The sequence below is a fragment of the Rhizobium sp. NFR07 genome (assembly GCF_900111905.1).
GTDB lineage: Bacteria > Pseudomonadota > Alphaproteobacteria > Rhizobiales > Rhizobiaceae > Neorhizobium.
Map to the genome: position 1 here is coordinate 1 of NZ_FOKM01000025.1, position 23,684 is coordinate 23,684.

Annotated in this window: 26 protein-coding genes and 2 pseudogenes; 17 read left to right on the forward strand and 11 right to left on the reverse strand. The window is 58.3% G+C overall.

Going from position 1 to position 23,684, the window contains the following annotated elements:
* The 9 genes and pseudogenes from BM216_RS31460 to BM216_RS31490 form a co-directional block, all read left to right on the forward strand.
* The coding region (locus BM216_RS31460) for a transposase (RefSeq protein WP_143102934.1) at window positions 1-333 on the forward strand (333 nt) is incomplete at its 5' end.
* Window positions 334-345: 12 nt separating this feature from the next.
* A pseudogene (locus BM216_RS31465) lies at window positions 346-1,416 on the forward strand (ATP-binding cassette domain-containing protein); the annotation flags it as partial.
* A gap of 326 nt (window positions 1,417-1,742) precedes the next feature.
* Window positions 1,743-2,435 (forward strand): helix-turn-helix transcriptional regulator, encoded by a 693-nt coding sequence (locus BM216_RS31470; protein ID WP_280141728.1) that lies wholly within the window; start codon window positions 1,743-1,745, stop codon window positions 2,433-2,435.
* Window positions 2,436-2,477: 42 nt separating this feature from the next.
* Complete coding sequence (locus BM216_RS31475; RefSeq protein WP_093004061.1) at window positions 2,478-2,846, forward strand: DUF1330 domain-containing protein; 369 nt, start codon at window positions 2,478-2,480, stop codon at window positions 2,844-2,846.
* A 354-nt stretch (window positions 2,847-3,200) separates the two neighbouring features.
* Entirely contained in the window at window positions 3,201-4,298 is a 1,098-nt protein-coding gene (locus BM216_RS31480) for an amidohydrolase family protein (protein ID WP_244530437.1), read from the forward strand.
* A complete protein-coding gene (locus BM216_RS34935; RefSeq protein ID WP_244530438.1) occupies window positions 4,259-4,753 on the forward strand; it encodes an amidohydrolase family protein in 495 nt (164 codons plus the stop codon). The genes BM216_RS31480 and BM216_RS34935 overlap by 40 nt, the downstream gene beginning before the upstream one ends.
* Window positions 4,754-4,920: 167 nt before the next feature.
* Entirely contained in the window at window positions 4,921-5,463 is a 543-nt protein-coding gene (locus tag BM216_RS34940; RefSeq protein WP_244530439.1) for a quinone oxidoreductase family protein, read from the forward strand.
* A gap of 62 nt (window positions 5,464-5,525) precedes the next feature.
* A complete protein-coding gene (locus BM216_RS34945; protein WP_244530440.1) occupies window positions 5,526-5,930 on the forward strand; it encodes a zinc-binding dehydrogenase in 405 nt (134 codons plus the stop codon).
* Window positions 5,927-6,946: an alpha/beta hydrolase gene (locus tag BM216_RS31490; protein ID WP_244530441.1), complete on the forward strand. Its 1,020-nt coding sequence runs from the start codon at window positions 5,927-5,929 to the stop codon at window positions 6,944-6,946. Before BM216_RS34945 ends, BM216_RS31490 begins: the two co-directional genes overlap by 4 nt.
* Here BM216_RS31490 and BM216_RS31495 read toward each other — a convergent pair.
* Window positions 6,861-7,736: a LysR family transcriptional regulator gene (locus BM216_RS31495; protein ID WP_093004063.1), complete on the reverse strand. Its 876-nt coding sequence runs from the start codon at window positions 7,734-7,736 to the stop codon at window positions 6,861-6,863. The two genes, BM216_RS31490 and BM216_RS31495, sit on opposite strands and share 86 nt — an antisense overlap.
* 439 nt (window positions 7,737-8,175) lie before the next feature.
* Window positions 8,176-8,736 carry a TetR/AcrR family transcriptional regulator gene (locus tag BM216_RS31500; RefSeq protein WP_093004065.1) on the reverse strand — a complete coding sequence of 187 codons (561 nt, stop codon included), beginning with the start codon at window positions 8,734-8,736 and terminating at the stop codon, window positions 8,176-8,178.
* Between the two features lie 72 nt (window positions 8,737-8,808).
* Here BM216_RS31500 and BM216_RS31505 point away from each other — a divergent pair, with 72 nt between their 5' ends.
* Entirely contained in the window at window positions 8,809-9,219 is a 411-nt protein-coding gene (locus BM216_RS31505; RefSeq protein ID WP_093004067.1) for a hypothetical protein, read from the forward strand.
* Between the two features lie 95 nt (window positions 9,220-9,314).
* Window positions 9,315-10,223, forward strand: a complete 909-nt coding sequence (locus tag BM216_RS31510; protein WP_093004069.1) for a LysR family transcriptional regulator — start codon at window positions 9,315-9,317, stop codon at window positions 10,221-10,223.
* A 25-nt stretch (window positions 10,224-10,248) separates the two neighbouring features.
* Here the strand turns inward: BM216_RS31510 and BM216_RS31515 are convergent, their stop codons facing one another.
* The 5 genes and pseudogenes from BM216_RS31515 to BM216_RS31535 form a co-directional block, all read right to left on the reverse strand.
* Window positions 10,249-10,662, reverse strand: a complete 414-nt coding sequence (locus tag BM216_RS31515) for a nuclear transport factor 2 family protein (protein WP_093004071.1) — start codon at window positions 10,660-10,662, stop codon at window positions 10,249-10,251.
* Between the two features lie 44 nt (window positions 10,663-10,706).
* Window positions 10,707-11,455: pseudogene (locus BM216_RS31520) on the reverse strand (SDR family oxidoreductase).
* A gap of 53 nt (window positions 11,456-11,508) precedes the next feature.
* Entirely contained in the window at window positions 11,509-12,570 is a 1,062-nt protein-coding gene (locus tag BM216_RS31525; RefSeq protein ID WP_093004073.1) for an aldo/keto reductase, read from the reverse strand.
* Window positions 12,571-12,673: 103 nt separating this feature from the next.
* Window positions 12,674-13,084: a nuclear transport factor 2 family protein gene (locus BM216_RS31530; RefSeq protein ID WP_093004075.1), complete on the reverse strand. Its 411-nt coding sequence runs from the start codon at window positions 13,082-13,084 to the stop codon at window positions 12,674-12,676.
* 481 nt (window positions 13,085-13,565) lie between these two features.
* On the reverse strand, window positions 13,566-14,486 hold the full coding sequence (locus BM216_RS31535; protein WP_093004077.1) for a LysR family transcriptional regulator: 921 nt from the start codon (window positions 14,484-14,486) through the stop codon (window positions 13,566-13,568).
* Between the two features lie 140 nt (window positions 14,487-14,626).
* Between BM216_RS31535 and BM216_RS31540 the strand changes: the two genes are divergently transcribed.
* Together BM216_RS31540 and BM216_RS31545 are read left to right on the forward strand one after the other, a co-directional pair.
* On the forward strand, window positions 14,627-14,956 hold the full coding sequence (locus tag BM216_RS31540) for a nuclear transport factor 2 family protein (protein ID WP_093004168.1): 330 nt from the start codon (window positions 14,627-14,629) through the stop codon (window positions 14,954-14,956).
* On the forward strand, window positions 14,953-15,732 hold the full coding sequence (locus BM216_RS31545; RefSeq protein WP_093004079.1) for an SDR family oxidoreductase: 780 nt from the start codon (window positions 14,953-14,955) through the stop codon (window positions 15,730-15,732). The genes BM216_RS31540 and BM216_RS31545 overlap by 4 nt, the downstream gene beginning before the upstream one ends.
* Window positions 15,733-15,762: 30 nt before the next feature.
* On the opposite strand, the gene BM216_RS31550 is transcribed toward BM216_RS31545, so the two are convergent.
* Window positions 15,763-16,230 (reverse strand): MarR family winged helix-turn-helix transcriptional regulator, encoded by a 468-nt coding sequence (locus BM216_RS31550; RefSeq protein WP_093004081.1) that lies wholly within the window; start codon window positions 16,228-16,230, stop codon window positions 15,763-15,765.
* Between the two features lie 144 nt (window positions 16,231-16,374).
* Between BM216_RS31550 and BM216_RS31555 the strand changes: the two genes are divergently transcribed.
* The 3 genes from BM216_RS31555 (at window position 16,375) to BM216_RS34950 (ending at window position 19,610) form a co-directional block, all read left to right on the forward strand.
* On the forward strand, window positions 16,375-17,169 hold the full coding sequence (locus BM216_RS31555) for an alpha/beta fold hydrolase (RefSeq protein ID WP_093004083.1): 795 nt from the start codon (window positions 16,375-16,377) through the stop codon (window positions 17,167-17,169).
* A gap of 204 nt (window positions 17,170-17,373) precedes the next feature.
* Window positions 17,374-18,993, forward strand: coding sequence for a GMC family oxidoreductase (locus BM216_RS31560; RefSeq protein ID WP_244530450.1), 1,620 nt, complete (start codon window positions 17,374-17,376; stop codon window positions 18,991-18,993).
* Window positions 18,994-19,289: 296 nt separating this feature from the next.
* Window positions 19,290-19,610, forward strand: coding sequence for an ester cyclase (locus BM216_RS34950; protein WP_244530442.1), 321 nt, complete (start codon window positions 19,290-19,292; stop codon window positions 19,608-19,610).
* Between the two features lie 92 nt (window positions 19,611-19,702).
* Here BM216_RS34950 and BM216_RS35165 read toward each other — a convergent pair whose 3' ends face one another.
* Window positions 19,703-20,200, reverse strand: a complete 498-nt coding sequence (locus BM216_RS35165) for a MarR family transcriptional regulator (protein ID WP_143102935.1) — start codon at window positions 20,198-20,200, stop codon at window positions 19,703-19,705.
* 72 nt (window positions 20,201-20,272) lie between these two features.
* Window positions 20,273-20,665, reverse strand: coding sequence for a winged helix-turn-helix transcriptional regulator (locus BM216_RS31575; RefSeq protein WP_093004089.1), 393 nt, complete (start codon window positions 20,663-20,665; stop codon window positions 20,273-20,275).
* A gap of 81 nt (window positions 20,666-20,746) precedes the next feature.
* On the opposite strand from BM216_RS31575, the gene BM216_RS31580 reads away from it, so the two are divergent.
* On the forward strand, window positions 20,747-21,478 hold the full coding sequence (locus tag BM216_RS31580) for an SDR family NAD(P)-dependent oxidoreductase (protein ID WP_093004091.1): 732 nt from the start codon (window positions 20,747-20,749) through the stop codon (window positions 21,476-21,478).
* A 1,421-nt stretch (window positions 21,479-22,899) separates the two neighbouring features.
* Here the strand turns inward: BM216_RS31580 and BM216_RS31585 are convergent.
* A complete protein-coding gene (locus tag BM216_RS31585) occupies window positions 22,900-23,637 on the reverse strand; it encodes an SDR family oxidoreductase (RefSeq protein WP_093004093.1) in 738 nt (245 codons plus the stop codon).
* Between the last annotated feature and the right edge of the window lie 47 nt (window positions 23,638-23,684).

Here is a 23,684-nt window from a genome sequence, read left to right on the forward strand (position 1 = left end):
GCCTTTACCCTTCTCATCGAAATGCCGGAACTGGGGGAACTCGATGAAAAAGCAGCCGGCAAGCTTGCGGGCCTCGCGCCAAGCGACAGGCAGTCTGGACGATGGACCGGACGCGCCTTCATCGTTGGCGGCCGCGCCATCGTCCGGCAGGCGCTCTACATGCCGGCCCTTGTCGCCACTCGCTTCAACCCGGACCTCAAGACCAAATACGACACGCTCAGAAAAGCTGGGAAACCGCCTAAAGTCGCCATCACCGCTATCATGCGGAAGCTCGTTGTCCTCGCAAATGCACTCCTGCGAAAACAGCAAAAATGGACGCCAAAACCCGCTTGATCAAAACGGATACTTGTCTCTCACAGTTCCATGCTGATTGCTCCGGTCGTCCCGGTCCTCCTATGCGCCCCAAAATTTCTCGATGGCAGCATGTCGCTGGGTCAAGTTATGCAAGCGGCGTCAGCTTTCACGATCGTTCAGGGTGCATTTGGATGGTTGGTCGACAATTACCCACGCCTTGCTGACTGGAATGCATGCGCGCGGCGGGTCGCATCGTTGATGGTGTCGCTGGACGGCTTGGAACAGGCCGAAGAGAGCGAGACTGTCGGGAGGATCAAGCGCGGAGAGGCGCAAAGTGAAACGGTGCTCGAACTTGACGAGGTATCTGTGTCGCTCGGAGACGGTACTGCTGTCGTAAAGGAAACCCAAGTCAAAATAGAGCCCGGCGAACGCGTGCTTGTCGCTGGAGAGTCCGGATCCGGCAAGAGCACTCTTGTTCGAGCAATCGCAGGTCTATGGGCATGGGGAAGTGGGCGCGTTGATTTCCGTCCAGACATGCAATTGTTCATGCTGCCGCAAAAGCCATATATACCGTCGGGGACATTGCGCCGCGCAGTCGCCTACCCAAAGCCTGCAGATAGCTGGACGGCAGACGAAATACATTCTGCCTTGGAGAAGGTTGGTCTCGCCCACCTTAACGACAAGTTGGAGGAAGAAGCGCCTTGGGATCATACACTTTCGGGTGGGGAAAAGCAGAGGCTCGCATTCGCGCGTCTCCTTTTGAACGACCCTGATATCATCGTCCTCGACGAGGCCACGTCTGCATTGGATGACAAGACCCAGCATAAGATCATGCAGGTGATGATCGACGAGTTGCCCAACGCAACAATTCTGAGCGTCGCACATCGGGTCGAACTCGAAGAATTCCATAGCCGTAAAATAACGCTCGAGAAGCGAGATGGAGGTGCAAGACTGGTGAGTGATGTGGATCTGTCTCCATATGCGCGAAAGCGGCATGTCCTGTCGAACCCTTCTGGCGCGCCAGGGACGTATGCGGTGACGGTACCAGCGGTGAATGCTACCTTGACTCCGGCGTCGTTCTGCCGAGATTCTATATGCCCACCAACGGCTCGGCCACGATAATGGCCTGGCAACTTTGTGGAGCATTAGCTTCGTCGGCGGCAGCATAACGGTGGCCGGGTTAATCCCGTTCAGCAACCATTCGTCTGCGAACCGTCAGTCGATAGGGCTGCCGCGACGAGAGCTCGGTGAATAGCGGGCGGGCGACGCGGCAAACCTCTTCGAGGCAGCACAGTATGCCATTAGCTCACCTCTCGTCTTGGGGTGAAAATCTGGATTTGACGAGAAGCTGCCATTTGTTCCTTGGCTACCGCCTTGTCTGATCTTAGATATTGCCAAGCAAAAGATTGGAAGACTGCTGAATGTCGAGGACAGGCCGCCTTTTCGAAATGCTCGGTGTGTTACGCGCTCGGAGGCGACCGGTGACGGCCCTCGAACTGGCGCAAGAACTCGGTGTCTCAGAGAGAAGCGTATACCGGGACGTTGAGACGCTGCGTTTACTCGGAGCGCCAATCGACGGGCAGGCGGGCGTCGGGTTCGTTCTCAGGAGTGGCTTCTTCCTCCCGAACTTCGCCTTCTCGCCGGAAGAGATGGACGCTCTGATCCTCGGCTTGGAATGGGTGCAAGGGAGAGCAGATCCGGCCTTGGCCAAGAGCAGCGAAAGCGCATTGGCGAAAATAAATTCCAGCCGGACCGACCGCCCGCTAGCTGCCGACGACACGCCTGCTCTCCTGGCGGCCGCCTCGGTTTCCAAACGCGGGGATCCAGCGCAGGTTGCACCTTTGAGAGAGGCGATCCGCCAGCTGCGCAAAGTCGCGATCAGATATCAGGACACTGCCGGCTCTATCTCGGAGCGCGTCATCTGGCCCATCACCATCGTCTATTTCGACGACGTCCAAGTTTTGGCCGCCTGGTGCGAAAGCCGGTCAGCGTTTAGACATTTCCGCGTCGATCGCGTTCGAGCGGTAACGGTGCTTGAAGAGCGCTACCCAGAGAGGCGGCCGTCGCTCATGAGGCGGTGGCGGGAGCAGGATCGAGACTGGCGTTCATTCCTGACAGTTTCTGTCGGAGCAACAGGTTAGACTTCATGAAGGCGCCAAAGGCCCTAATGAAAGGATAATTATATGGTTGCGTTTTCACCCGACGTCTTCACGGACTTCCTGGCCGAAGAGGACGGTGCCCCCATCGTTATGTTGAACCTTATCCGGTTCCTGCCCGATGGCGGTCACGACCGACATCTCGAGTACTTGCGAATGGCGGAACCCATCCTTGCTCGCTTCGGTGCCCGGATCCTGTTCCGCGGCGATGGCCTCGATGTGCTGACGACCGGCGATGTAAAGGGATGGGATGCCGTCTTGCTGGTTCAATATCCGCGACGGACAGCCTTCAAAGAGATGGTGGAAGACCCGGAATATCAGGCCGCCTTGCAGGTCGGGAAGTCCGCGCTCGCCGATATCATTTTGCAGCCGCTTAAGATTTCAAAGGATCTATAAGCAGAGCAACGACGTCTGCGCAGAATATCGCGAAGCGCACGGCCTCAGGCCTGTTTGAGAAATTTCGCCCGCAGTCCGCAATGTAGGCACGCACCGCCGGATTGGTGCGCCGGCTCTCCGGTCAGCGTTTCTCGGAAGAACTGGTATGATGTCTCGCCTGGCAAATAGGGCGCCAACTGCCGCTGCGTTGCGCATCTTGCAACGCCGTGTGTCGTGATCGACGTCTTCTACGCTGGCGAGGGGTATGACAGGTTTCCGAGAAAGACTTGCAGACACCACGGGTCCTAACCGGGCGGAAGATCACATGATAAAGAAGATACTGATCACATCCTTTACAATCGCGTCGATCTCCGTTTGCCGAGCAGAAACCACTCAAGGTTCATCAGGCGCCGAACTCATTGTTTTAATGCGAAGATATTCACTGGCAACGCCGGGCAGCCGGAAGTGTCCGCGATAGCTGTCACGAAAGGACGGATCTATTCGGTCGGGTCGGATTCAGACGTTATGAGCCTTAAGAACTCCGCAACGAAACTGATCGACGCGGGAAGCCGACGCCTCATTCCAGGCATCACCGACGCCCACACGCATGTGCTCAACGACAGCGGCTTCAACTACAACATTCGATGGGACGGTGTTCCGACGCTCGGCAGGGCGCTAGCAATGTTGAGCGAGCAAGCTTCGCGCACTCCCGACGGACAGTGGGTCAAGGTGATAGGAGGCTGGTCGCCCTACCAGTTCAAGGAAAACCGCCTCCCCACGATTGAAGAACTTGAACAGGCCGTACCTAATAAGCCGTTGATCGTTCAATATGCTTATAATCAGGCATTCCTGAACAGGCAGGCGATGGAAACGCTTGGCGTTGGAACCGATCGGTTTCCGAAGCTGCCCAACACCGAATTCGAACGGGATGACGATGGCAAATACACCGGCGTCGTCTTCGGTAACACCTGGACGTTCGTTGCTCTCGAGACCATGGTGCCGCAACTCTCCTTCGACGAGGAGGTAAGCTCGCTGACCTCGAGCATCCACGGGTTGAACCGCTTCGGCGTCACCTCGATCATCGATGCCGGCAGCAGGTGGGGCTATCCGAAAGCGCAGGCGATGGTGGAGGTTCTCTCACGGGAAAAGCGCCTGAACGTGCGCATGCCGTTCAGCGTTCTGCAGCTCGGCGGCGGACCAGGCGTCAGTATGACGGACTTGCAGCTTGAGGCGATCACGAAGACGGCGCCAATCAGCCCAGGGCAGAATCTGGATCCGTCGCTCGCCCACGGGCACGAGTATCGAGGCGCAGGCGAAGTCCTCGAGGCACAGTTGCACGATCATGAGAACTTCGAGCGCCCAGCCATCGTCATTCCTCCCGAGCAGATGCTCGGCTGGTTGACCGCGAAATCAGGAAGCTCGTTCAGAAACGGATGCCGTTCCGCGAGCATATCAGCTATAACGAGAATATAACGCCGTTCCTCGACGCATTGGAAGCTCTCAACCAAGAGATTCCTTTCAACGGCCTGCGGTGGAGCCTCGAGCATGCCGAGACGATCAGCCCGGAAAACATCGAACGGGTGAAGAAGCTGGGCGGAGGCATCGCGCTGGACCACAAGATGGCACTTCACGGCGACGCTTTTATCAAGAGCCGTGGGCTGGATCAGGCCTTGCGGACGCCGCGTTTACGCCAGCTTGTCGATAGCGGCATTCCGCTTGCAATGAGCACCGATGCATTTCGTGCCGCGACGTTCAATCCTTGGGTCGGTCTGAGCTGGATGGTTACTGGCCGGTCGGTGTCGGGGTCCGAAGTGCTTGCTCGGGAAAACCGGCTCACCCGCGAAGAAGCGCTGAAACTCTTCACCAAGGGAGGCGCCTGGTTGTCGGGCGCATCCGAAGAGCCGCGGCTCTCCCGACTTCACGACTAGGGTGTCCGGCCTAAGTCGTGGCTCCAGCACAGCGGTTGAAGTGGCGGTGAATGCGACAGCTTGTTGCACGACGGGGAACAGCGACCGCTTTCCATCCCACCCGTTGCAAGTCGCGCAACACGGCATTCCCGACAGTGAGCCCTTTCTCACGACCGTGGACCACCTACATGTATTCTTGCGTTTCCTCTGAGAGTGGAGTGAAGATGAAGGCCGCCGTCTATGACAATCCGGAACCACCGTCAGTGCTGAAATACGTCGACGTGCCTGATCCGGTCTGCGGGCCGGACGAAGTCTCCATAAGGGTGGAAGCGATCTCCGTCGAAGGCGGAGATCTGATCAATCGCAGATCGACGCCCCAGGTACCCCGGTGGGTGGTAGGTTACGCAGCGGCTGGAACGGTCGTGAGCGTGGGCAAGGACGTAACCAGCCGTACCGTTGGCTATAAGGTCGCTGCCTTCCGTATGCACGGATCGCACGCTGAACTCTGGGCTGTCGCTGCTTCGCGAACGTGGTTGGTTCCCGCTGGTCTCGACATCGCGAAGGCTGCTGCGCTGCCCATCTCCTTCGGCTCCGCGTACCACAGCGTCGTCACCCGAGGCGACGTCCAATTGGGCGAAACGGTCCTCATCCACGCGGCGGCTGGAGGCGCGGGGCTCTCGGCGGTGCAGCTTGCCAGGGGCGACCGTTATCGCCGTCGCCAGTGGAGATGAAAGGCAAGCCCGTCTGACCGAACTGGGCCACCTTTGTCGTCGACCGCCTTCAGCAAGACATCGTGGAGGAAGCACGCCGACTGACCGACGGGACGGGCGTCGATCTGGTCATCGACCCAGTCGGCTCCACTTTGCAAGCTTCGCTTTGCGCACTCGCCCCGGAAGGGCGCCTGGTCTTCCTTGGCAATCCCGGCGGCGGGAAGCTTGATGTCGATCCATGGCAGCCGATGCAAAGCAACCAGACGCTGCACGGACTGTTCATGGGAACCATCTTCGAGCGGCCCTCGGTGCACGGCACTGTCGACGATCTCCTAGCCGCCGCCGCAGCCGGAAAGATCGACGTCGTGATCAACCGATCCTTTTGCGCTAGAAGACGCTGCGAAGGCGCATCATTACGCCGAGACCGCCAAGCCTCTCGGGCGGGTTGTGATGACCACATGAACAGAGAAAGAAGGGCCACCGTATGATCAAGCGGGTTTCGTTCAGGAACAGAGGTGTCGAGGTCGTCGGCAACATTCACCTGCCTTCGAAATTCGACGAGGGTGGCAGATTTCCCGCGATCGTCCTTTCGACGCCGGGCAGCAGCGTCAAGGAGCAGATCGGTGCCGTCTATGCCGAAAGGCTCTCCGCGTCAGGCTTCTTAGCGTTTACCTTCGACCCATCATACCAGGGCGAGAGCGGCGGCCAACCCCGCGATCTCGAAGATCCGGCCGTTTGTGTCGAAGACATACAATGTGCGGTCGATCATCTGACGACGCTACCTTATGTCGACGAGGCGCGGATCGGACTTCTTGGGATCTGCGCAGGCGGCGGCTACGCAATCAAGGCGGCCCTGACCGAACCGCGCTTCAAGGCGGTAGGCACATTCGTTGCCAACGACATCGGCGAAGCGATGCGTCGCCTGCTTCCCGACTTCCGTCAGACCCTCCAGGACGCCGCGGCAGAGCGCACCGCGCAGGCCCGCGGGGCCGAGCCCCGGAGAGATCCTTGGATTCCTGATAGCCTTGCCGAAGCCAAGGCCGCGGGAATAACCGATCCCGAGCTGCTGGAGGCAGTCACGTTCTATCGAGAGTCCGAGTATCGGCATCCGAATTCGACAAACCGCCTGCTGTTCGTTAGCTATGGCAACTTGTTGGGTTTTGATGCATTCAGCCTCGTGCCCGAATTGCTCACCCAGCCGCTGCAGGTGATCGTGGGCGGGCGCCGGGGTCCGACCGGACAATACGAAGCGGGGAGGCGTCTGTTCGACCTTTCTCCGTCGAACGCGAAGCACTTCCTCGAAGTCGAAGGGGCGGTCACTACGACATGTACTACAAGCCGGAATATGTCGGCCCGGCGGTCGCGAGGCTGTCCGAGTTGTTTTCAGAGCATCTTGCGCCGTAGAATTCGATTGGCTGCTAGGATGAGCCGGAGTCGTAGCACTCGATCAGCATTTCTGTCAGCACCCGAACCTTCTTGGCAGGATGCTGTCCAGGAGGCCTGACCACGAAAATGCCGGCGGTGGGAGGCGGATACTTCGGCATCACTTCAACGAGGGCGCCGGAGGCGATGTGCTGGTCAGTAAGACCGTTCGGAAGTCTCGAGATGCCTAGCCCTTCCAGGGCGGCAGCAAGCAATGCCACTGCGTTGTCGGCTTTAAAGCGGCCTTGCGGGCGAGTGTTAATCACCTCATCGCCATCAGTGACCGGCCAAGCTTCCGTTCCCACCATGAGCGCCTCATGCTTGATAAGTGCGTCCGGCGTTTCGGGCGAGCCATTCCGATTAACGTAGTCGGGGCTCGCGACGAACTTCGCGTATCGAGGTCCGACGCGCCTGGCCACGAGATTGGAATCCGGCAGGTATCCGATCCGGATCGGACAGTCGAAACCTTCCGTAATAAGATCGACGAAGCGGTCGGTGTAGCACGAGGTGACCTGGAGGTGCGGGTGCCGGCGCGCCATCTGAGACAGGACAGGGGCGAGGTGGGTCGGCCCGAACGACAGAGGGGCGGCGACCCTGATTCGCCCGCGAAGCTCGCCCGCAGGCAATATCGTTTCGCGGGCCGCATCGATCTCCGCGGAGACCCTGGCCGCATAATCTCGGAACGTCGCGCCTTCCTCGGTCAGTGCGGTGCCGCGCGTCGTTCGCGCGACGAGCTGAACGCCCAACTCAGCCTCGAGACGAGCGATGCGCCGGCTGACCATCGATTTGGAGACGCCAAGCCGTTGAGCGGCGGGTGTCACCCCTGCTGCGTCGGCGACTTCCACGAAGGTTCTCAGATCGTCGAATTCCAACGGCGTTCCCCTTTGCAACACAGCTCGCGTTTTCGAGGGCTAACGCATCGGTGTAGGCAGTGACAAGGTTGATGCAGCCGGATAGAGGCTTCCTGTTCTCGAGCGCCGAACGTACCGCTGCCAATGCCAGCGGCATATCCGGGCGTTTTGACGAGCCATAGCCGACGACTTCCTGTTGTAGGCGTCGAGAATGACGGCCAGATAGCAAATGCCGACGGCTATGCGGATGATTGTGAAGCCGGCCACCCAGAGCATGTCAGGCCGCGACGGTATCATATTTCGGATAGAGTTCGGGTAGATCGGTGAAACCGTCGTGCGAACATAGCGCTTGCAAGGCCTGACCCGGGGCTGGTGGCCCGCATGACGCGGTCGACAGAGCTGTGAAGAACGACGACCTTTCAGACACATGTCGTAGGGATTGGCAAGTCTCAGCCTTAGACTAAGCGCGTGCTGTCAATATCTTGCTATAGATCGCAACATGAATGCCGACGAGGCGCCGCATATCCTCCACATCCTGAGCGGCATACCGCAAACCTCGCATGCCATAAGTCAGCGTCAGGGCATAATCCTCGGGCGGAACAGGTATCGGCCAGCTTTCCAAGTTTTCTTTGAGGATCTCGACGACCAGAGCCTGGAAGCTTCGATAGACCTGGCGGACGGCGCGAAATTGCAGATCGAAAAGATCTGCTGCATCCGGAAAGGAGGCCGCGAGTTCGATCCCATGGATGCCCCAGCTTGTGCAGGCGTGAAGCAGCTTCTCATCGAGCGGCCTGATCTTTGCAATGGCCGTTCTTATCGAAGTTAAAGCCTGTGCGTCCATGTTTTCGATGACGCGTGTGAAGATTGCTTCTTTATCCCGAAACTGAAGGTAAAGAGCGGGGCGCGACATCCCTGCAGCCTTGGCAATATCGCCCATGGTTGTACGGGCGAAACCGTAGCGCACGAAAACTGCTTCAGCGGCATGGAGGATCTGATCTTTTTTTTCCGCTCGGGCATCCATGGCTCAACTTGACATTTTGACAGAAAATGTCAAACTCTGACAGATTGACAAAAAATGTCATAAGGATAGTCCATGCTGAACATCGAGTTGCCGGAGCATGTTTTGGACGAGGCGGTGGCGCGAGTTGGAGATGGCCCCGTGGTCATGGTGAACCTCCTGACTTTCAGGGAGAGCCCGCTTTACTCGAACGATTTTACCGATAGGAAGTCCTCTGCCCGTGCTGCTTATTATGAGGGCTACGCCGGAGCATTTGCCCAGATCGCCGCGCAGTTGCGGATAACCTATGAGCTCGTCCATGCTGGCCGTCAGCTGCTGACGCTGGTGCCGCGCGAACCGCAAAGCTGGGACGACATCGTCATCGTTCGCTACCAAAGCCTATCGGATCTGCGAAGGATCACCGAAACGGAGGATTATGCGCGCCAGGCCTTGCCTCATCGTCTCGCCGGCATTGCAGCCTGGCAGTTCATCGCGACCCGTCCTTAACGTGGGCTCATGCGCGAGCTTCCGCGCAATTGGTGTCTGCCAGCCCTCGGACGACATGAGATCCGGGACGAGGGGCACGAGATGAAAGGCTGCGCATGGATTGGAACGACATTCGCTATTTTCTGGCCGTTGCCCGCACAGCAAGTCTCACCCAGACCGCGTCGGACCTGAAGGTTAGTCAATCGACGGTCAGTCGGCGCATCGTCGAACTGGAGGGCGATCTCGGCGTTGCGCTGTTTCAGCGCCACCAGACCGGCTATTTCCTGACGGATGAGGGGCGGGAGGTGCTGCGCCATGCCGAGCAGGTCGAAGACAGCATTCTTGCCCTTGAGCGCGGCGCGGCTGGCCTCGACCAGGATCCGAGCGGCGTCGTCCGACTTGCGACATCGGAAAATCTGGCGACCGATCTGATCATTCCGGCACTCCCAGCCTTCCGCGAGCGCTATCCCGGCATCTCTCTCGAAATCATCACCAGCACGGTTGCCGCCGAACTCGGTCGGCGCGAGGCCGATATCGCGCTGCGCGTCGTTCGGCCAACACGGGGCAATCTGACGGTCAGGAGTGTCGGCCATATGACATATTCGGTCTATGGCAGCCGGGACTATCTCGACCGCCATCCATATATCGAGGGAGAGCCGCTGGGCGGCCGGCATTTTATCACCTGGGACGACAGCCATGCCTTCATGCCCGCCGCGGATTGGTTGAAGCGTGAGCATCCTGGCTGTAAGATCGCCCTCGTCACCAGCAGTCTGCCATGTCAAATCGTTGCCGTGCGAGCGGGTCTGGGTCTAGCTGTCATTCCTGACTTCCTTGCCATCGGGGACGATTTCGTTCCCGTCATTTCGTCCGACAAGATGTTCAGCAACAAGGTCTGGTTGGTCACCCATGCTGATCTCCTGGCCTCGGGGCGCGTGAGAGCGGTCAGCGATTTTCTCGCCGATCGGGTGATGCGCACCAATCTCGATCTCTCGAGGCGCGCCCCGCCGGCTGAGAGCCAGCCATAACGGCGGCGCGCCCGGGTTGCGTGTATCAGATCGGCTGGAAGGCTTTCCAGAGCCCGTAGGAATCCTCGATGAAGCTATAGGCGCTGACTTTCCCATCACGCACCGAGCAGATCGCCGCGAAGTCGCTTTCGAACGTCTTGAATGTGCTGAGGATGCGATGGCGGAAATGGCCCGTCACGACGGCCGTGTCGCCATTTTCAAAAATCCGCTCGACGCGAAAATCGAGAGGCTCGATATAGTCCGGAAAGAGCGCCATCCAGGACCGCACCGCATCCTTCCCATGGCGGATGCCGATGGTAGGGACGTCTGGCGCGCCCTGCACCTTCCAAACGACGTCGTCGGTCAGGCAGTCGAGCGTCTTGTCCACATCTTTGCGGAAGAACATATCAAGATAATGCTGAACGACCTGTCCGGCCGTCCTCTCCGTTAAGTCTGTCATCCCAAATCTCCAAGGCCGTAAGGCGGCGCCTTTAAGAACCGAAGTCAGCGATGGCCGCCGGCGAAGACGAAGAATTCGCCGGTCGTCCAGCTAGATTCGTCGGAGGCGAGGAAGATCGCGGCGGTGTCACGTCGTCGGTCGTCCCGAGCCGCTTGAGTGGTGTCCTGGCTGCCGCTGCCCGGCCGAAGTCAGTCTTGAGGAAGCCGCCGACCTGGACGCCCTCAGTGTCGACAACACCCGGCTTGATCGCATTGACTCGGATCTTGCGAGGCGCGAGCTCATTGGAAAGCGCCCGCGTCAATCCATCGATCGCGCCTTTGCTGGCCGTATAGACCGGGGCGTTTTCTAGTCCGAAGATCGTAACTGTCGAAGACATGTTCACGATGCCGCCGCCCTCCGGCATGTGTTTGACGGCTTCCTTCACCGCGAGCAGATAGCCAAAGACATTGAGCTCCATATGCCGACGGAAAAGCTCGATCGAAAGATTTTCGAGCGGCTGAAAATCGTAGACGCCGGCATTGTTGACGAGCACGTCGACGCGGCCATAGGCGCGGTTCGCCTCGGGAAAAAGCGCCTCGACCTCTGCGGGATCGCGTATGTCGGCCTTGACGGCAACAGCCTTTCCGCCCGCGGCCTCTACATCCGCCACCACCCGGTCGGCCGCATCCTTGCTGGCGGCGTAGTTGACCACCAACAAGGCGCCCTCAGCTGCAAAGCCTCGCGCTATTGCTGCGCCGAGGCCCTTTGAAGCGCCGGTGGCGACGGCGGCCTTACGCTTTAATCGATCCGGCATGACCCGTATCCTTCGACTTGATTGTGGCCATGCCGGCCCCTCTCACCTGGCGATCAGGAGCTCTGGGACGTCTTGCCGGCCCAGAGATCAACAGCGCCCATGCGGTCGAGACCCTGCGTAGCCAGCATCCAGCCCGGATATTCCGGCGGCAGCTCGCTGACAGCGTCGAGCTTGGCAATCTCGTCCTCGGTGAGGGAAATATCCACGGCTGCGATATTGTCCTCGAGTTGGCTCAGCCGTTTCGCACCGACGATGATGGAGGTTACGACGGACTTGGAAAGCAACCAGGCGAGCGCGATGCGCGCCGGGCTGCAGTCACGGGCCTGAGCAATCGGCCTCAGCACGTCGATTACGTCCCAGGCGCGCTCCTTGTCGACAATAGGAAAATCGAAGGAGGAGCGGCGCGAACCCTCGGGCGACTGGTTTTCTCGGCTGAACTTGCCCGACAGAAGGCCCCCAGCAAGGGGACTCCAGACGAGGAGGCCCATCTTCTCGGCTTCAAGAAGCGGCCGCAGTTCACGCCCCAGATCCCGTCCGGCGAGTGAATAATAGGCCTGCAGCGTCGTGAACCGCTCCAGATTGAGGCGGCCGGAAACACCCAGCGCGGTCGCGATGCGCCAAGCTTGCCAGTTGGACACGCCGAGATAGCGGATCTTGCCCTGGCGCACCAGATCGTCTAGCGCCCGCAGCGTCTCTTCGACCGGCGTCAAGATATCGGTGGCATGAACCTGGTAGAGATCGATGTGATCGGTCTGGAGCCGCTTGAGGCTGGCTTCCACGGCATCCATGATGTGTCCGCGCGAGACGCCGACATCGTTTCGGCCCGGTCCCATACGGCTATAGACCTTGGTAGCCAGCACGATCTCGTTTCTGGAAATGCCGAGGTTCTTGAAGGACTGGCCGAGCGTGCGCTCGCTGGCACCGGCGGAATACACATCCGCGGTGTCGAAGAAGTTGATACCGGCATCGATGCTTTCCTTAACGAGTTCGTCGGCGCCGCTCTGGCCGACATCGCCGATATGCTCGTAGATCCCTGTGCCGTCGCTAAAGGTCATCGTTCCCAGGCAAAGTTGCGAAACCAGAAGACCGGTATTGCCAAGTGGCTTGTACTTCATTTTACGCTCCTTGAGACGTGTCGATCTGTTCGGACAGGATGGTCCGCTCCGCGTCGGTTGCGAATGTTGGGTTTTTTAGAGCCGCAAGAGCGCTCTTGCGTGATCAGGCGGCGGTATTTCTGTCCGGCGCGCCGAAGATCTCGTTGATGTGCAGCGAGTCCGTAAATTGCTTGCCGCTTGCGATTTTTCCATCCCGGAAGCGTCGAAGGAAGCGATAGTTGTTCCGATAGTGCCGACCGAACTTCATCAGCAGATCGCCCTCGGCGTCAATCGCAAGACGTTCGCTCTTGCCGCTAAGTACATCATATCCATTATGAGCGGGGCCGGAGGTATCCTCCAGAGGCTTGGGGTAGTTTGCGAGATAAGATGTCTTGGCGTGCGCGCCGGAAAACTTGTTTCCGGGCATGATCCACCAAGTCATATCCTCGGTGCTGAGCTTCGACGTGTCCGTATCACAGCGTCCAGGTGCATCCAGAAAGACTTTTGCGACATCCTCTTGTGGCTTTCTATCCATGGCACATCTCCGTCCCAGCCATTTGGTCGTGACCTCACACCACCTGACTTAGGCTCTCGCCTTGCGGAGAAAACGGCAAAAAATGCTCAACTGGTTTCCATTTTCGGAAAACGGGGACCCGATGATACCCGATGCCCGCAGTATGTTATTCACGTCTCTCGACCCTCACGGTGCTCCGAGGTCCGACGTTCACGATAGGAACGGCGCACCGCACCTGACTCCATCGGTCGACGCTTGGCCGCCCGTTGTGTTGCGAAAGTCCTTTCCTCGAAAGTAACTATATCCGTCATCCAGTCATCGGGTTTGAAGTGAGGAAAAGCCGCGGGCCTGACCTTGAACATGGGCAGGTCGGCTTGATTGACCAAAGACCGGGTTATCCGGAAAGTTTAGCTAGGCCTACCGCTTCCTACGGAACATCTGACTGGGATCGGCCAAGTCGAATGGTCGGCGGATGATATTGGTTCACGACCCTTACATCACATCATCGACTACCATGAAAGCCTTGGCCACCCTTCGCAAAATCACGGGCAGCCTGAATAAACGCGTTGAAGGCGGCCGGCGGGTTCTTTCTGCCAGGGTAATACAGTGCAAGAGGGGCCAATGACGGTGTCCAGTCCTCCATAACGCGCACCAGCCTCCCGGCGGCAATGTCATCGCGCACATCGGCCTCCATGACATATCCGAGGCCGACGCCATTCTGGGCCGCTATCCTGACAAGGCTCGGCTCGTCGAGCGTGATCGAGCCCTGTACATCGATCTGGACGGCGTTCCCGTCTTTCTCGAAGCGCCAGCGGAACAGTGCATTGTTGGGCAGGCGGGCCCGGATGCAACGAAACCGGTAAAGGTCAGCCGGGACAATGGGCGAGCCATGAGTGCGCAGGAAGTCCGGTGATGCCACGACGGCATTGCTGCGCTTGAGGCCGAGTGGCACCGCGATCATGTCATTTGGTACCAGGTCAGCCGGCCTCAAGCCCAAATCGAAGCCAGCCGCAACGATATCGATGATCCGGCCCTCGGTGACCAGATCGACATGCACCTGAGGATAGCGTTGCATAAACGAGAGGATCAGGGGCTCCATTACCTCGCGAGCTGCAGTAGCGAACGCATTTATGCGCAATGTACCCGTCGGGATTTCCTGAAGCGATTGCGCTGCAAGTACGGCATCGTGAATGTCGGTCATCGCCGGACCGACGCGCTCGACAAAGGTTTTTCCCGCGTCGGTAAGCGAAACGCTGCGCGTGGTGCGGTTGAACAAGCGAATGCCCAGACGCTGCTCAAGTTTAGCGATCGCATTGCTCAGCGCTGTCGTGGACATGCCGAGATCGAGCGCGGCCGCCCGAAACGAGCCATGACGCGCGATGCTGAGAACGGCATCCAGATCGGCAAGAACAGAGCGCGTCATTATCCCTCTTTTCGCAATGTCTCATCCTAATTAGTCCCGCTTATTGCGTCAATCGCGACGAGCTAAATTGGTCCTTGTCGGCCTCCCACGGAGATCGAAGCCCGCAGCCGGCAAGGTTGCAAACACGATTGGTGGACCAAATGACCGTCGATTTACCCGAGGCAATCGCAGCCTATTTCGAGGCCAACCGGACGCGCAGTCCGGATATGATCGCAGCTACTTTCGCTGAAAACGGCATCGTCAAGGATAAGGGTGAGACCCATAGGGGCCGTGATGCCATTCGCGCATGGATGGCTGATGAAAGCCAGCAGTACGACTATACGGTGGAACCGTTCCTTCTCGCTGCCGAGAGCGGGAGAACAGTGGTGACGGCGCATGCCGTTGGCGAATTCCCGGGCAGCCCTATTGATCTGCGATTTTTCTTCCTCCTTGCGGGCGACAAAGTCGCCGAACTGGAGATCACCATATGACACAGTTCCTCACCTTGCAGGGGCGTCGCGCCCTGATCACTGGCGGCACTTCGGGTGCCGGCGCCGCAACCGTGGCGCTGTTCAAAGAACTGGGAGCACGTGTACTGACCACCGCTCGCACCAAGCCGGCAGATTTCTCCGGTGCGGCATTCGTCGAAGCCGACCTGACTACCCCGATGGGCGTACGGACCGTCGTTAACGCAGTGCATCGGGAGTTAGGCGGTCTCGATGTTCTTGTGAACGTGCTAGGCGGCTCTTCTGCCCCATCAGGCGGCTTTGCTGCGCTCACGGATGGGGAATGGGAGAAGGAGTTCGACCTTAACTTCTTTCCCGCCGTCAGACTGGATCGCGCTCTCATTCCAGGAATGATCGCACAGGGGAGCGGTGTCGTCATCCACGTCACCTCGATCCAGAGAAACCTTCCGCTACCCGAGGCGACCACTGGCTACGCTTCTGCCAAGGGAGCCCTCAACACCTACAGCAAAAGCATTTCCAAAGAAGTGTCCCCAAAGGGGGTGCGGGTGGTAAGGGTCTCTCCGGGCTGGATCGCGGATCCGGGTGCCAATGGTCTTGCCCTGCGCATCGCCAAGGAAGCCGGCATCGAGTACGAGGCAGCAGTGCAGGTGATTATGAACTCGCTTGGCGGCATACCGCTCGGACGACCTGCCAAACCGGAAGAAGTCGCCGATCTCATTGCATTTCTGGCATCGGATCGGGCAGCATCCATCACCGGGACTGAACACGTCATTGACGGCGGGACTGTTCCGACCGCGTAAGCATTTGGGCTAGCTCAAGACGATTGCAACTCAGGCGGGTGGAGCCCATCCGCCGATCTGAGAGTAGATCGCGTCACGCAGATGCCGTACGTCGCGGTTCAACTCGGCAAGTTCCGGCGGTGTCTGGGTCGAGGCTGCCAGCAAGGTGTCGCTGAGGCAGCCTGCCCTGTGCTGCAAGGTACGCCCCTGATCCGTCAGTGCCACCAGAACCTGACGTTCGTTGCTAGCGTTGCGCGTCCGACGCACGAGCCCGGCGGCTTCGAGTCGCTTCAACAGAGGTGTCAGGGTGCTGGATTCCAGCGCGAGCTGGTCGGCGATGGACACCACGGTCTGCTCGTCCTGCGCCCAGAGAACGTTCAGGACCAGATATTGCGGATAGGTCAGTCCAAGCTCGTCGAGCAAAGGCTTGTATGCGCGCTGGATCGCGATGCCGGCAGTGTAGATCGCATAGCAGAGCTGGTTGCGCAGGGGCGGAGGATCGTTGTGGCCTTGGGTCATTCTAAACTCCTGTCCACCCCGATATAAGTGAACTTATCACGAAAACCAATATCGCGATAAGAATCATGTTGACGCAGAAATCGAGATGTGAGACATAATTGATATTGCGATAATGATTATCGCAATACTCAAGAGGAGAAAGGTATGACACGCAAGATCATCACCACCCTGTCTGCAGTCGCAGCAGCAACTTCCCTTTCGACTGCTTTGCCTGCAGGTGCCGCTGAGGTGTTGCCGCAGAACCAATCCGTCAAAAACGTTGTCCTGGTCCACGGTGCGTTTGCCGATGGTTCCGGCTGGAGGGGCGTCTACGACAACCTGACGAAGCGCGGCTATCGCGTCACTATCGTGCAGAATCCGCTGACCTCGCTTGCAGACGATGTCGCCGCGACGAAGCGTGCGCTTGAGCGGCAGAACGGCCCGGTCATTCTCGTCGGACACTCGTGGGGCGGAACCGTCATCACTGAAGCTGGTATCGATGAGAAGGTTGCAGGCCTCGTGTATGTCTCTGCCCTCTCCCCTGATGCCGGCGAGACTACGGCCCAGCAGTATCAAGGATTTGCGCCGGCATCCGAGTTCGTCATCGAGACCACGAAGGATGGTTTCGGCTATGTCAGCCCGGAAAAGTTCAAGGCCGGATTTGCGCACGACGTAAGCGACGCCGATGTTGCCTTCATGAGGGACGCGCAGGTTCCGATCAACATGTCGGCGTTCGGCACCAAGCTCGAACACGCCGCCTGGCGCAGCAGGCCCAGCTGGGCCGTTATCGCCACCGAAGACAAGGCTTTCGACCAGGCCATGTTGATCCACATGGCTGAGCGCATCGGTGCCAAGATCACCAAGGTATCGGCAAGCCACGCCCTTTTTATGACGCAGCCAGCGGTCATCGCCGATACCATCGATCAGGCTGCAAAGGCCGGCTCTGCGAAGAAGCAGTGATCGACTTCGCGCTATCGGGACTGTCAACAGCCATCCCGATAGCGCCGATACAAGCGCGTTAAGCTGCTCGGCGCGACCAATGCGACTTGCTGTGAATGTGAGATAGGCGATCGCGATGCGTCGTCATCTCTTCACCTGTCGCGATCCCGATTCCCCAAAAATCCATCTGAACCAATTCACGGAGGACCTCACGTGAAACAGCCTATCCATGAAAAGAATGCGCCTGCGGATTCATCTTTTCCGCATGATGTCGTCTGCAATGTCTTTGACTTCATTGTCTGCGGCGCCGGATCCAGCGGCTCGGTCGTCGCAGCGCGACTGGCGGAGGATGGGAACGCCAGCGTTCTCCTGCTCGAGGCAGGTGGAGATGATCAGTCTGAAACCGTGTCGGACCCTGCGCAATGGCCGCTCAATCTTGGATCGAGCCGGGACTGGGGCTTCGTCGGACAGCCGACGGCAGGTCTGGATGGCCGGCGGCTTCCCCTCAGCATGGGGAAGGTGCTCGGCGGCGGTTCAAGTATCAATGTCATGGTATGGGCAAGAGGTCACAAGGCGGATTGGGACTACTTCGCCGCCGAGGCATGCGATGATATGTGGGGATATGAGTCCGTCCTCGGCTACTATCGCCGCATAGAAGATTGGCAAGGCGCTATGGATGTGCTTCGTCGCGGAACAGGCGGGCCCGTCCATGTGGCGCAGCCTTTGTCTCCCCAGCCGATAGCACATGCCTTGCTAAGCGCTGCGTCAGTCGCGGGCGTTCCAATCTTTGACTCAACCAATGGCGAGATGATGGAAGCGCCAGGAGGCGCATCCATCGCTGAACTTCGCATTCGGGATAGCAAGCGAGAATCTGTATTCGGTTCCTATGTTCGTCCGCTGCTGTCGCGCCCGAACCTGACCGTTATTACAGATGCCCTGGTCACGCGTCTCATTCTCGATGGCAAGCGGGTGAGGGGCGTCGAAGCTGTGATCGACGGTCAACTGCGCCAGTTCCTGGCGTATTGCGAAACGGTGCTATCACTTGGAGCAATCAATACGCCGAAGGTTCTTATGCAGTCCGGTATCGGCCCGCAAGACGAGCTGCGATCACATGGCATTCCGGTCGTGCAGCATCTGCCGGGCGTTGGGCGCAATCATCAGGACCATATCGCCTTCGGATGCACCTGGGCCTACCGGAAACCGGAAGCAATCGGCGGTAGCGGTTGCGAGGCAAATATCTACTGGAAGAGTGCCGCGCGTCTGTCCAGCCCGGACATTCTTCAGTGCCAGTTGGAGTTCGCTGTGCCTTCTCCCGCCGAGACGGGCCTTGAAACGCCGCAGCATGGCTGGACGATGTTCAACGGCCTTGCTCAGCCGAAAAGCCGCGGTTGGCTACGGCTCTCTGGTCCCGGGGTCGATGATCCTGTCTTGATCGAGCCGAATTCGCTCAGCGAACCGGAAGACATGGCGGCGGCTCTGGCTGCAGTCGAGTTGTGCCGCGATCTCGGGAACAGTGACGGCTTCACGCCACTCGTGTCACACGAGACCGCGCCGGGCCCACGCGACAAATCAGGCATGGTCGACTTCATTCGACGCTCGGCGGTCACGTACTGGCATCAAGCCTCGACCGCCAAGATGGGACGCGACAACATGTCGGTCGTTGACAACGAGCTCAAGGTCTACGGCCTTGAAAGACTTCGCATAGCGGACTCGTCAATCATGCCTCGAATTACCACTGGGAACACGATGGCGCCCTGTGTTGTCATCGGTGAGCGGGCGGCGGATATTCTCCGAAACAAGCATGGTCTCACTTCCGCAGCGGTAAACCAGGCCAAGGTTGGCTGAACGAATCTATTACGACTGGGCGGCCGGCCGCCCAGTTGTAAATTGCCGGATCGGCGGTTCGTATGCGTTGGAGAGCTCGACTTTGGGGTGGATCCTAGAAAGTCGAGGACGGCTCGCATTCCCGCGCCCAGGTGGCGAGAACGCGGATATAGGATCGCCTGACGACTGCGAATTATCCGTCGCCAAAGCGGTTGGTAAGTTGACCAAATTTCTCTCCCCCTACCGCGCCTTGCACCGCTGCAGCAAACCCACTAGATGATATACAGTTAGACTGTACAGTTATTGGAGGTTTCTCAATGTCGGACGAAATCAAGAACGTAGTTCGCCAGTTCAACATCGCGGTAATCCAAGAAGGCAACGAAACCAGATTTCACGCCCTCATGGCGCCGGACTTCGTCAACCACTCCGCGCCGCAGGGAGCTTCAAACGGACCGGAAAGTATGTGGAACACGTTTCAGAAGGTGCTCCGTCCAGCGCTATCCAAGCTTACTGTCACGATCCTCGATCAAATCGCGGAGGGCGACAAGGTAACGACGCGCAAGACTATAAGCGGGATTCATACTGGCATTTTGATGGGGTTCCCGCGACAGGAAGGCAGGTCTCCATCAACGTCATAGACATCGTTCGAATCGAGGACGGCAAGTATGCCGAACACTGGGGTGTGAATACCCTGTCGAACGTTCTCGCAGGGCTACAGCAGGCGTAGGCTTCAGGAAAGTTTGTCGATGATCCGTATCGCGATTGCGAGCGATCGCTTCTCATCATCTGAGAGGCGATCCTCTATCAAGTCGGCAATTTTCGATGCGCGAGCGTGGCGCGCCCGCGACAGTTCGTCCTGGCCGAGTGGAGTGATGGAGAGCAGATGGCTGCGCGCGTCCACCAGATTCGGCGAGCGGACGATCAGCTTGTTCGTCTCCAATTGACCCGCGACCAATCGCATACTCTGGTGCTTCACGTTGCGTCGCTCAGCAAGCGCGGCGACGGTCATGGATCCCTCTCGTTCAAGAAGCGAGAGCGTCTCCGACTGTGAACTGGTCGGAGTACCCGCGAGCGTCCTTACGCTGCGAACGAAACGACCTAGAGTCTGCCGAAGACCCTCTGCAAGTTCACCTGCGTCCGGGGCGTTACGTCCAACATCTTTTTCCGCCATTCGTTTTCCTGCTTGCGATGATATGGGCTTGAGGGCGAGGGCGCTCGGACTGCGCATGTCACTTATCGGAGCTGGAGGAGCATCATGAATGATCGGTGTCGAGATCCTTGAAACTGCGGGGCGGTGCTGTCACTGACGATGATGCAAATTATCATAGCTCCGCGTTGCTGCTTCCACCTTTCCACCGTTGACTGCCGCCCATGCACACAGCGCTTCGAACGGCTCCCGCAGCGAATGCCCAAGCGGTGTGATGGCATACTCAACCCCGATCGGCTGTGTTGGCAGCACTGTTCTCGTGACGAGGCCGTTCCGCTCGAGCCTCTTGAGGGCATCGGCCAGGGCCTTATGCGTGATCCCTTCCAAACGCCGCTTGATTTCGTTGAAGCGCGAAGGTTTCGGACAGATCACCGTCAGTATCATGATCGTCCATTTGTCAGCGATCTTGTCGAGCACCGGACGCACCAACGGCATGTCGCAAAGCGCTTGGTGAGAAAGGGCTTCAAGTTCGGTATACTCAGTCATATCTAGGCTATTCCAGGTGCGTAATTGATATCAGATATCGATCGTATATCATTTCCAGACCATTCAGTGAAAGGATTTACGATGGCTGGAATGAACAGCAAAGTGGCTCTGGTAATCGGTGGTGCCAAAGGCATTGGCTTGGCGATCGCTGAGCAACTTTCTGCCGAAGGCGCACGTGTCTTCATTACAAGTCGTCGGGGTGAAGATGCGCAAATGGTAGCAGAAAGAATCGGCAACGGCGCAGTCGGCATTGCTGCCGACGCGGCTTCTCCAGAAGATATGATCGACGTGGTCGCAAAGGTCCGCGAAGCACATGGCCGTATCGACGCGCTCGTCTTGAATGCAGGTCTCTCCGAGCCTTCGCAAATCGTGGATATCACTCCGGAGCACTTCGATCGCCACTTTGATGTCAACGTCCGTGGGATGGTGTTCGGTTTCCAGGCAGCGCTTCCCGCAATGACACAGGGTGGTTCGGTGGTTCTTCTCGGATCCATTGCCGGGAGTGCGGGATATGCGGGATACGGAACATACTGCGCAACCAAGGCGGCCGTGCGCTCCTATGCGAGAACCTGGACGGCGGAACTCGCACCCAAGGGTATCCGCGTCAACGTCGTCGCACCCGGCCCCACGGATACGGACATGATGGCTTCGGTCGCAGACGATGTCCGCGCGACGATCGTCGCTCCGATTCCAATGGGCCGGATGGCGCGACCTTCGGAAGTTGCTGCGGCAGCCTTGTTCCTCCTTAGCGATGACGCGAGCTACATCGCCGGAGCCGAGCTTTGCGTCGATGGCGGTCTGCGGCAGACCTGAGGACTTTGAAACGCTGCACCCGGTCGAGGCAAGGTCGGGTGCAGCCACGATTCAGCGAGCGTCTTGACCCTGACGTGACGTCATAGTCTTTTTTCCCTATCGAACTACCAATGCGGCACGCGTTGCGAACCGATGAGGATCAACATGACAGACGGCGGCGCACTCCCGGTCTCGACAGTCTTTGCCACGCCGGCTTTCCTGAAGTCCCAAATATCTCCGGATTGGGCAAGCGTTGCGTATCTCGCGCCATGGAAAGATAGATTGAAACATCGAACTCTGTGGAACAATTGAGAGCTTTCTCGATCGCCATCTTGGGAGGAAAAATGCGGAGTAGCGAGATCGCCAAAATCGCGGGGGTGACCGTGCGGACCTCAGGTATTATCACCAGATCGGTCTTCTTGCAGAACCGCCGCGTCAGACCAATCGACGGGCGACAGCGAGCCGTACTATTCGGCCACGTGTTCAACGATTAAAAACGGTTGGCGTGCACGTCTCTACCAGCGTCTCGCCGAGCCAGAACTTGCCGCGATCTCGACAGAATTCGGAAAACGATACGACCAGTTGGGTTCCGAAACTACGGATGACGAAATATCCCGCCTCGCCGCCGACTACGTCGAGTGTCAGGGCCCATGGCTTCGGGAGTTCGGGAAGGTCGTCGAGGATTCGGCCCGCCGCGGTGCATCAGCTCTGCTATCGAAACATGCTACAAGCGTGGCGAATGTTTAGCCGCTAAAGATGATGGCCAAGGTCTCAACCAGGTTCCCGGCTCCAGAACTAAAAGAGAATGACAAGCGCTGCTGCTTTACGGCATACCAGGCTTTGCAAACAGTATGTCACAATCTTAAGCCTTCGGCGACCGAACCCTGATATCCAACGGGGTTCGCAGTAACGTGCTCAGAACGAACTCCGGATCAGAGGGCGAGCATTGCACGCAGTCGTCGAGCGAATGGATCGTAGATGCACCTTATTTTGAACGCACCGAATATCATGAAAGGCCACCGACGAAATCGGTCGATCTCGGTGATCGGGTTAAGCTCGACGTAAGTTTATTGCTTGGTCAACGCATAAGAGTCGAGATGACCGCATGCACGGCAACGAAAGGTCGCTACGTCATAAACTGTCTTTCCTTTTAGGCTCACTCCAGTCAAAAGACTTTTAGTGGCTTTGCCAGCAACCCAGGTCTCCGATGACAACATGGCGCCATCCCCTTTTTCCAGCAAAAACCCCTCTTCCATGTCCGAGCCACACCTGCTGCATTGATAGGACATATCCAGAGCCTTCCGAAATCAAGCTATGATTCAGTTTGTCTTGGCCCGTATGCTTGTCGGCGGGCGCATAGTTTGTAAATAGCCGTTTACGACCGATTCAGATTGGCCTCCACTGAGATGAACGGGCTGCCGTCGGTCCGGAAAACCAATGGCTCATCCCTGCGCTGTTGGCCGGATAACGATGCTGCCAACGTCTACCTCGGGCGGTTGTCCGATGGCGAACAGAATGCCGCGGGCGATAGCGTCCGCCGGCATAGCGATCGCACCCAGATCATCCTCGATCTTGCTTTTCAGGCTCGGGTCCGTAATGCTGTCGCTAAAGTTGGTGGCGGTCATCCCAGGCGAGATTTCGGTGACCCGGAGATTAGGACCGGCCTCCTGGCGCAGGGCCTCGGTTGCCGTCCGAACGGCATTCTTCGTGGCAGCGTAAACACCCATGGTCGGCACGATCTTCAGGCCAGCCGTCGAGATCACGTTGACGATATGCCCGCAACCTTGCCGCGCAAAGATTGGCAGCGACGCGGCAATCCCATAAAGCGTCCCCCTCAGGTTCACGTCGATCATCAGATCCCAGTCTTCGACGCGCAGGTCATCAAAACGCGAAATCGGGCCTACGCCAGCATTGTTCACGATCACGTCGAGCCTGTTGGCCTCCTGAACGGCAAGCGAGACCAAGGCGTCCAGGTCAGCTCGGCTGCGAACGTCCGTCTCCTTGAAAGAAACCCTGCCTCCTAAGGCCAAAATCTCGTCCGCCACAGCCTGGAGTGGCTGCAGCCTTCGCGCGCCCAGCACAACGAAAGCTCCGCTCTCTGCCAGCAGTTTTGCCGTTGCCCGGCCTATACCACTGCTAGCTCCGGTAATCACGACGACTTTTCCTTCAATGCTCACGATCTGTCTCCTCTTGGACTTTCATCAACCGAAGCTAGATCAGGCTATCA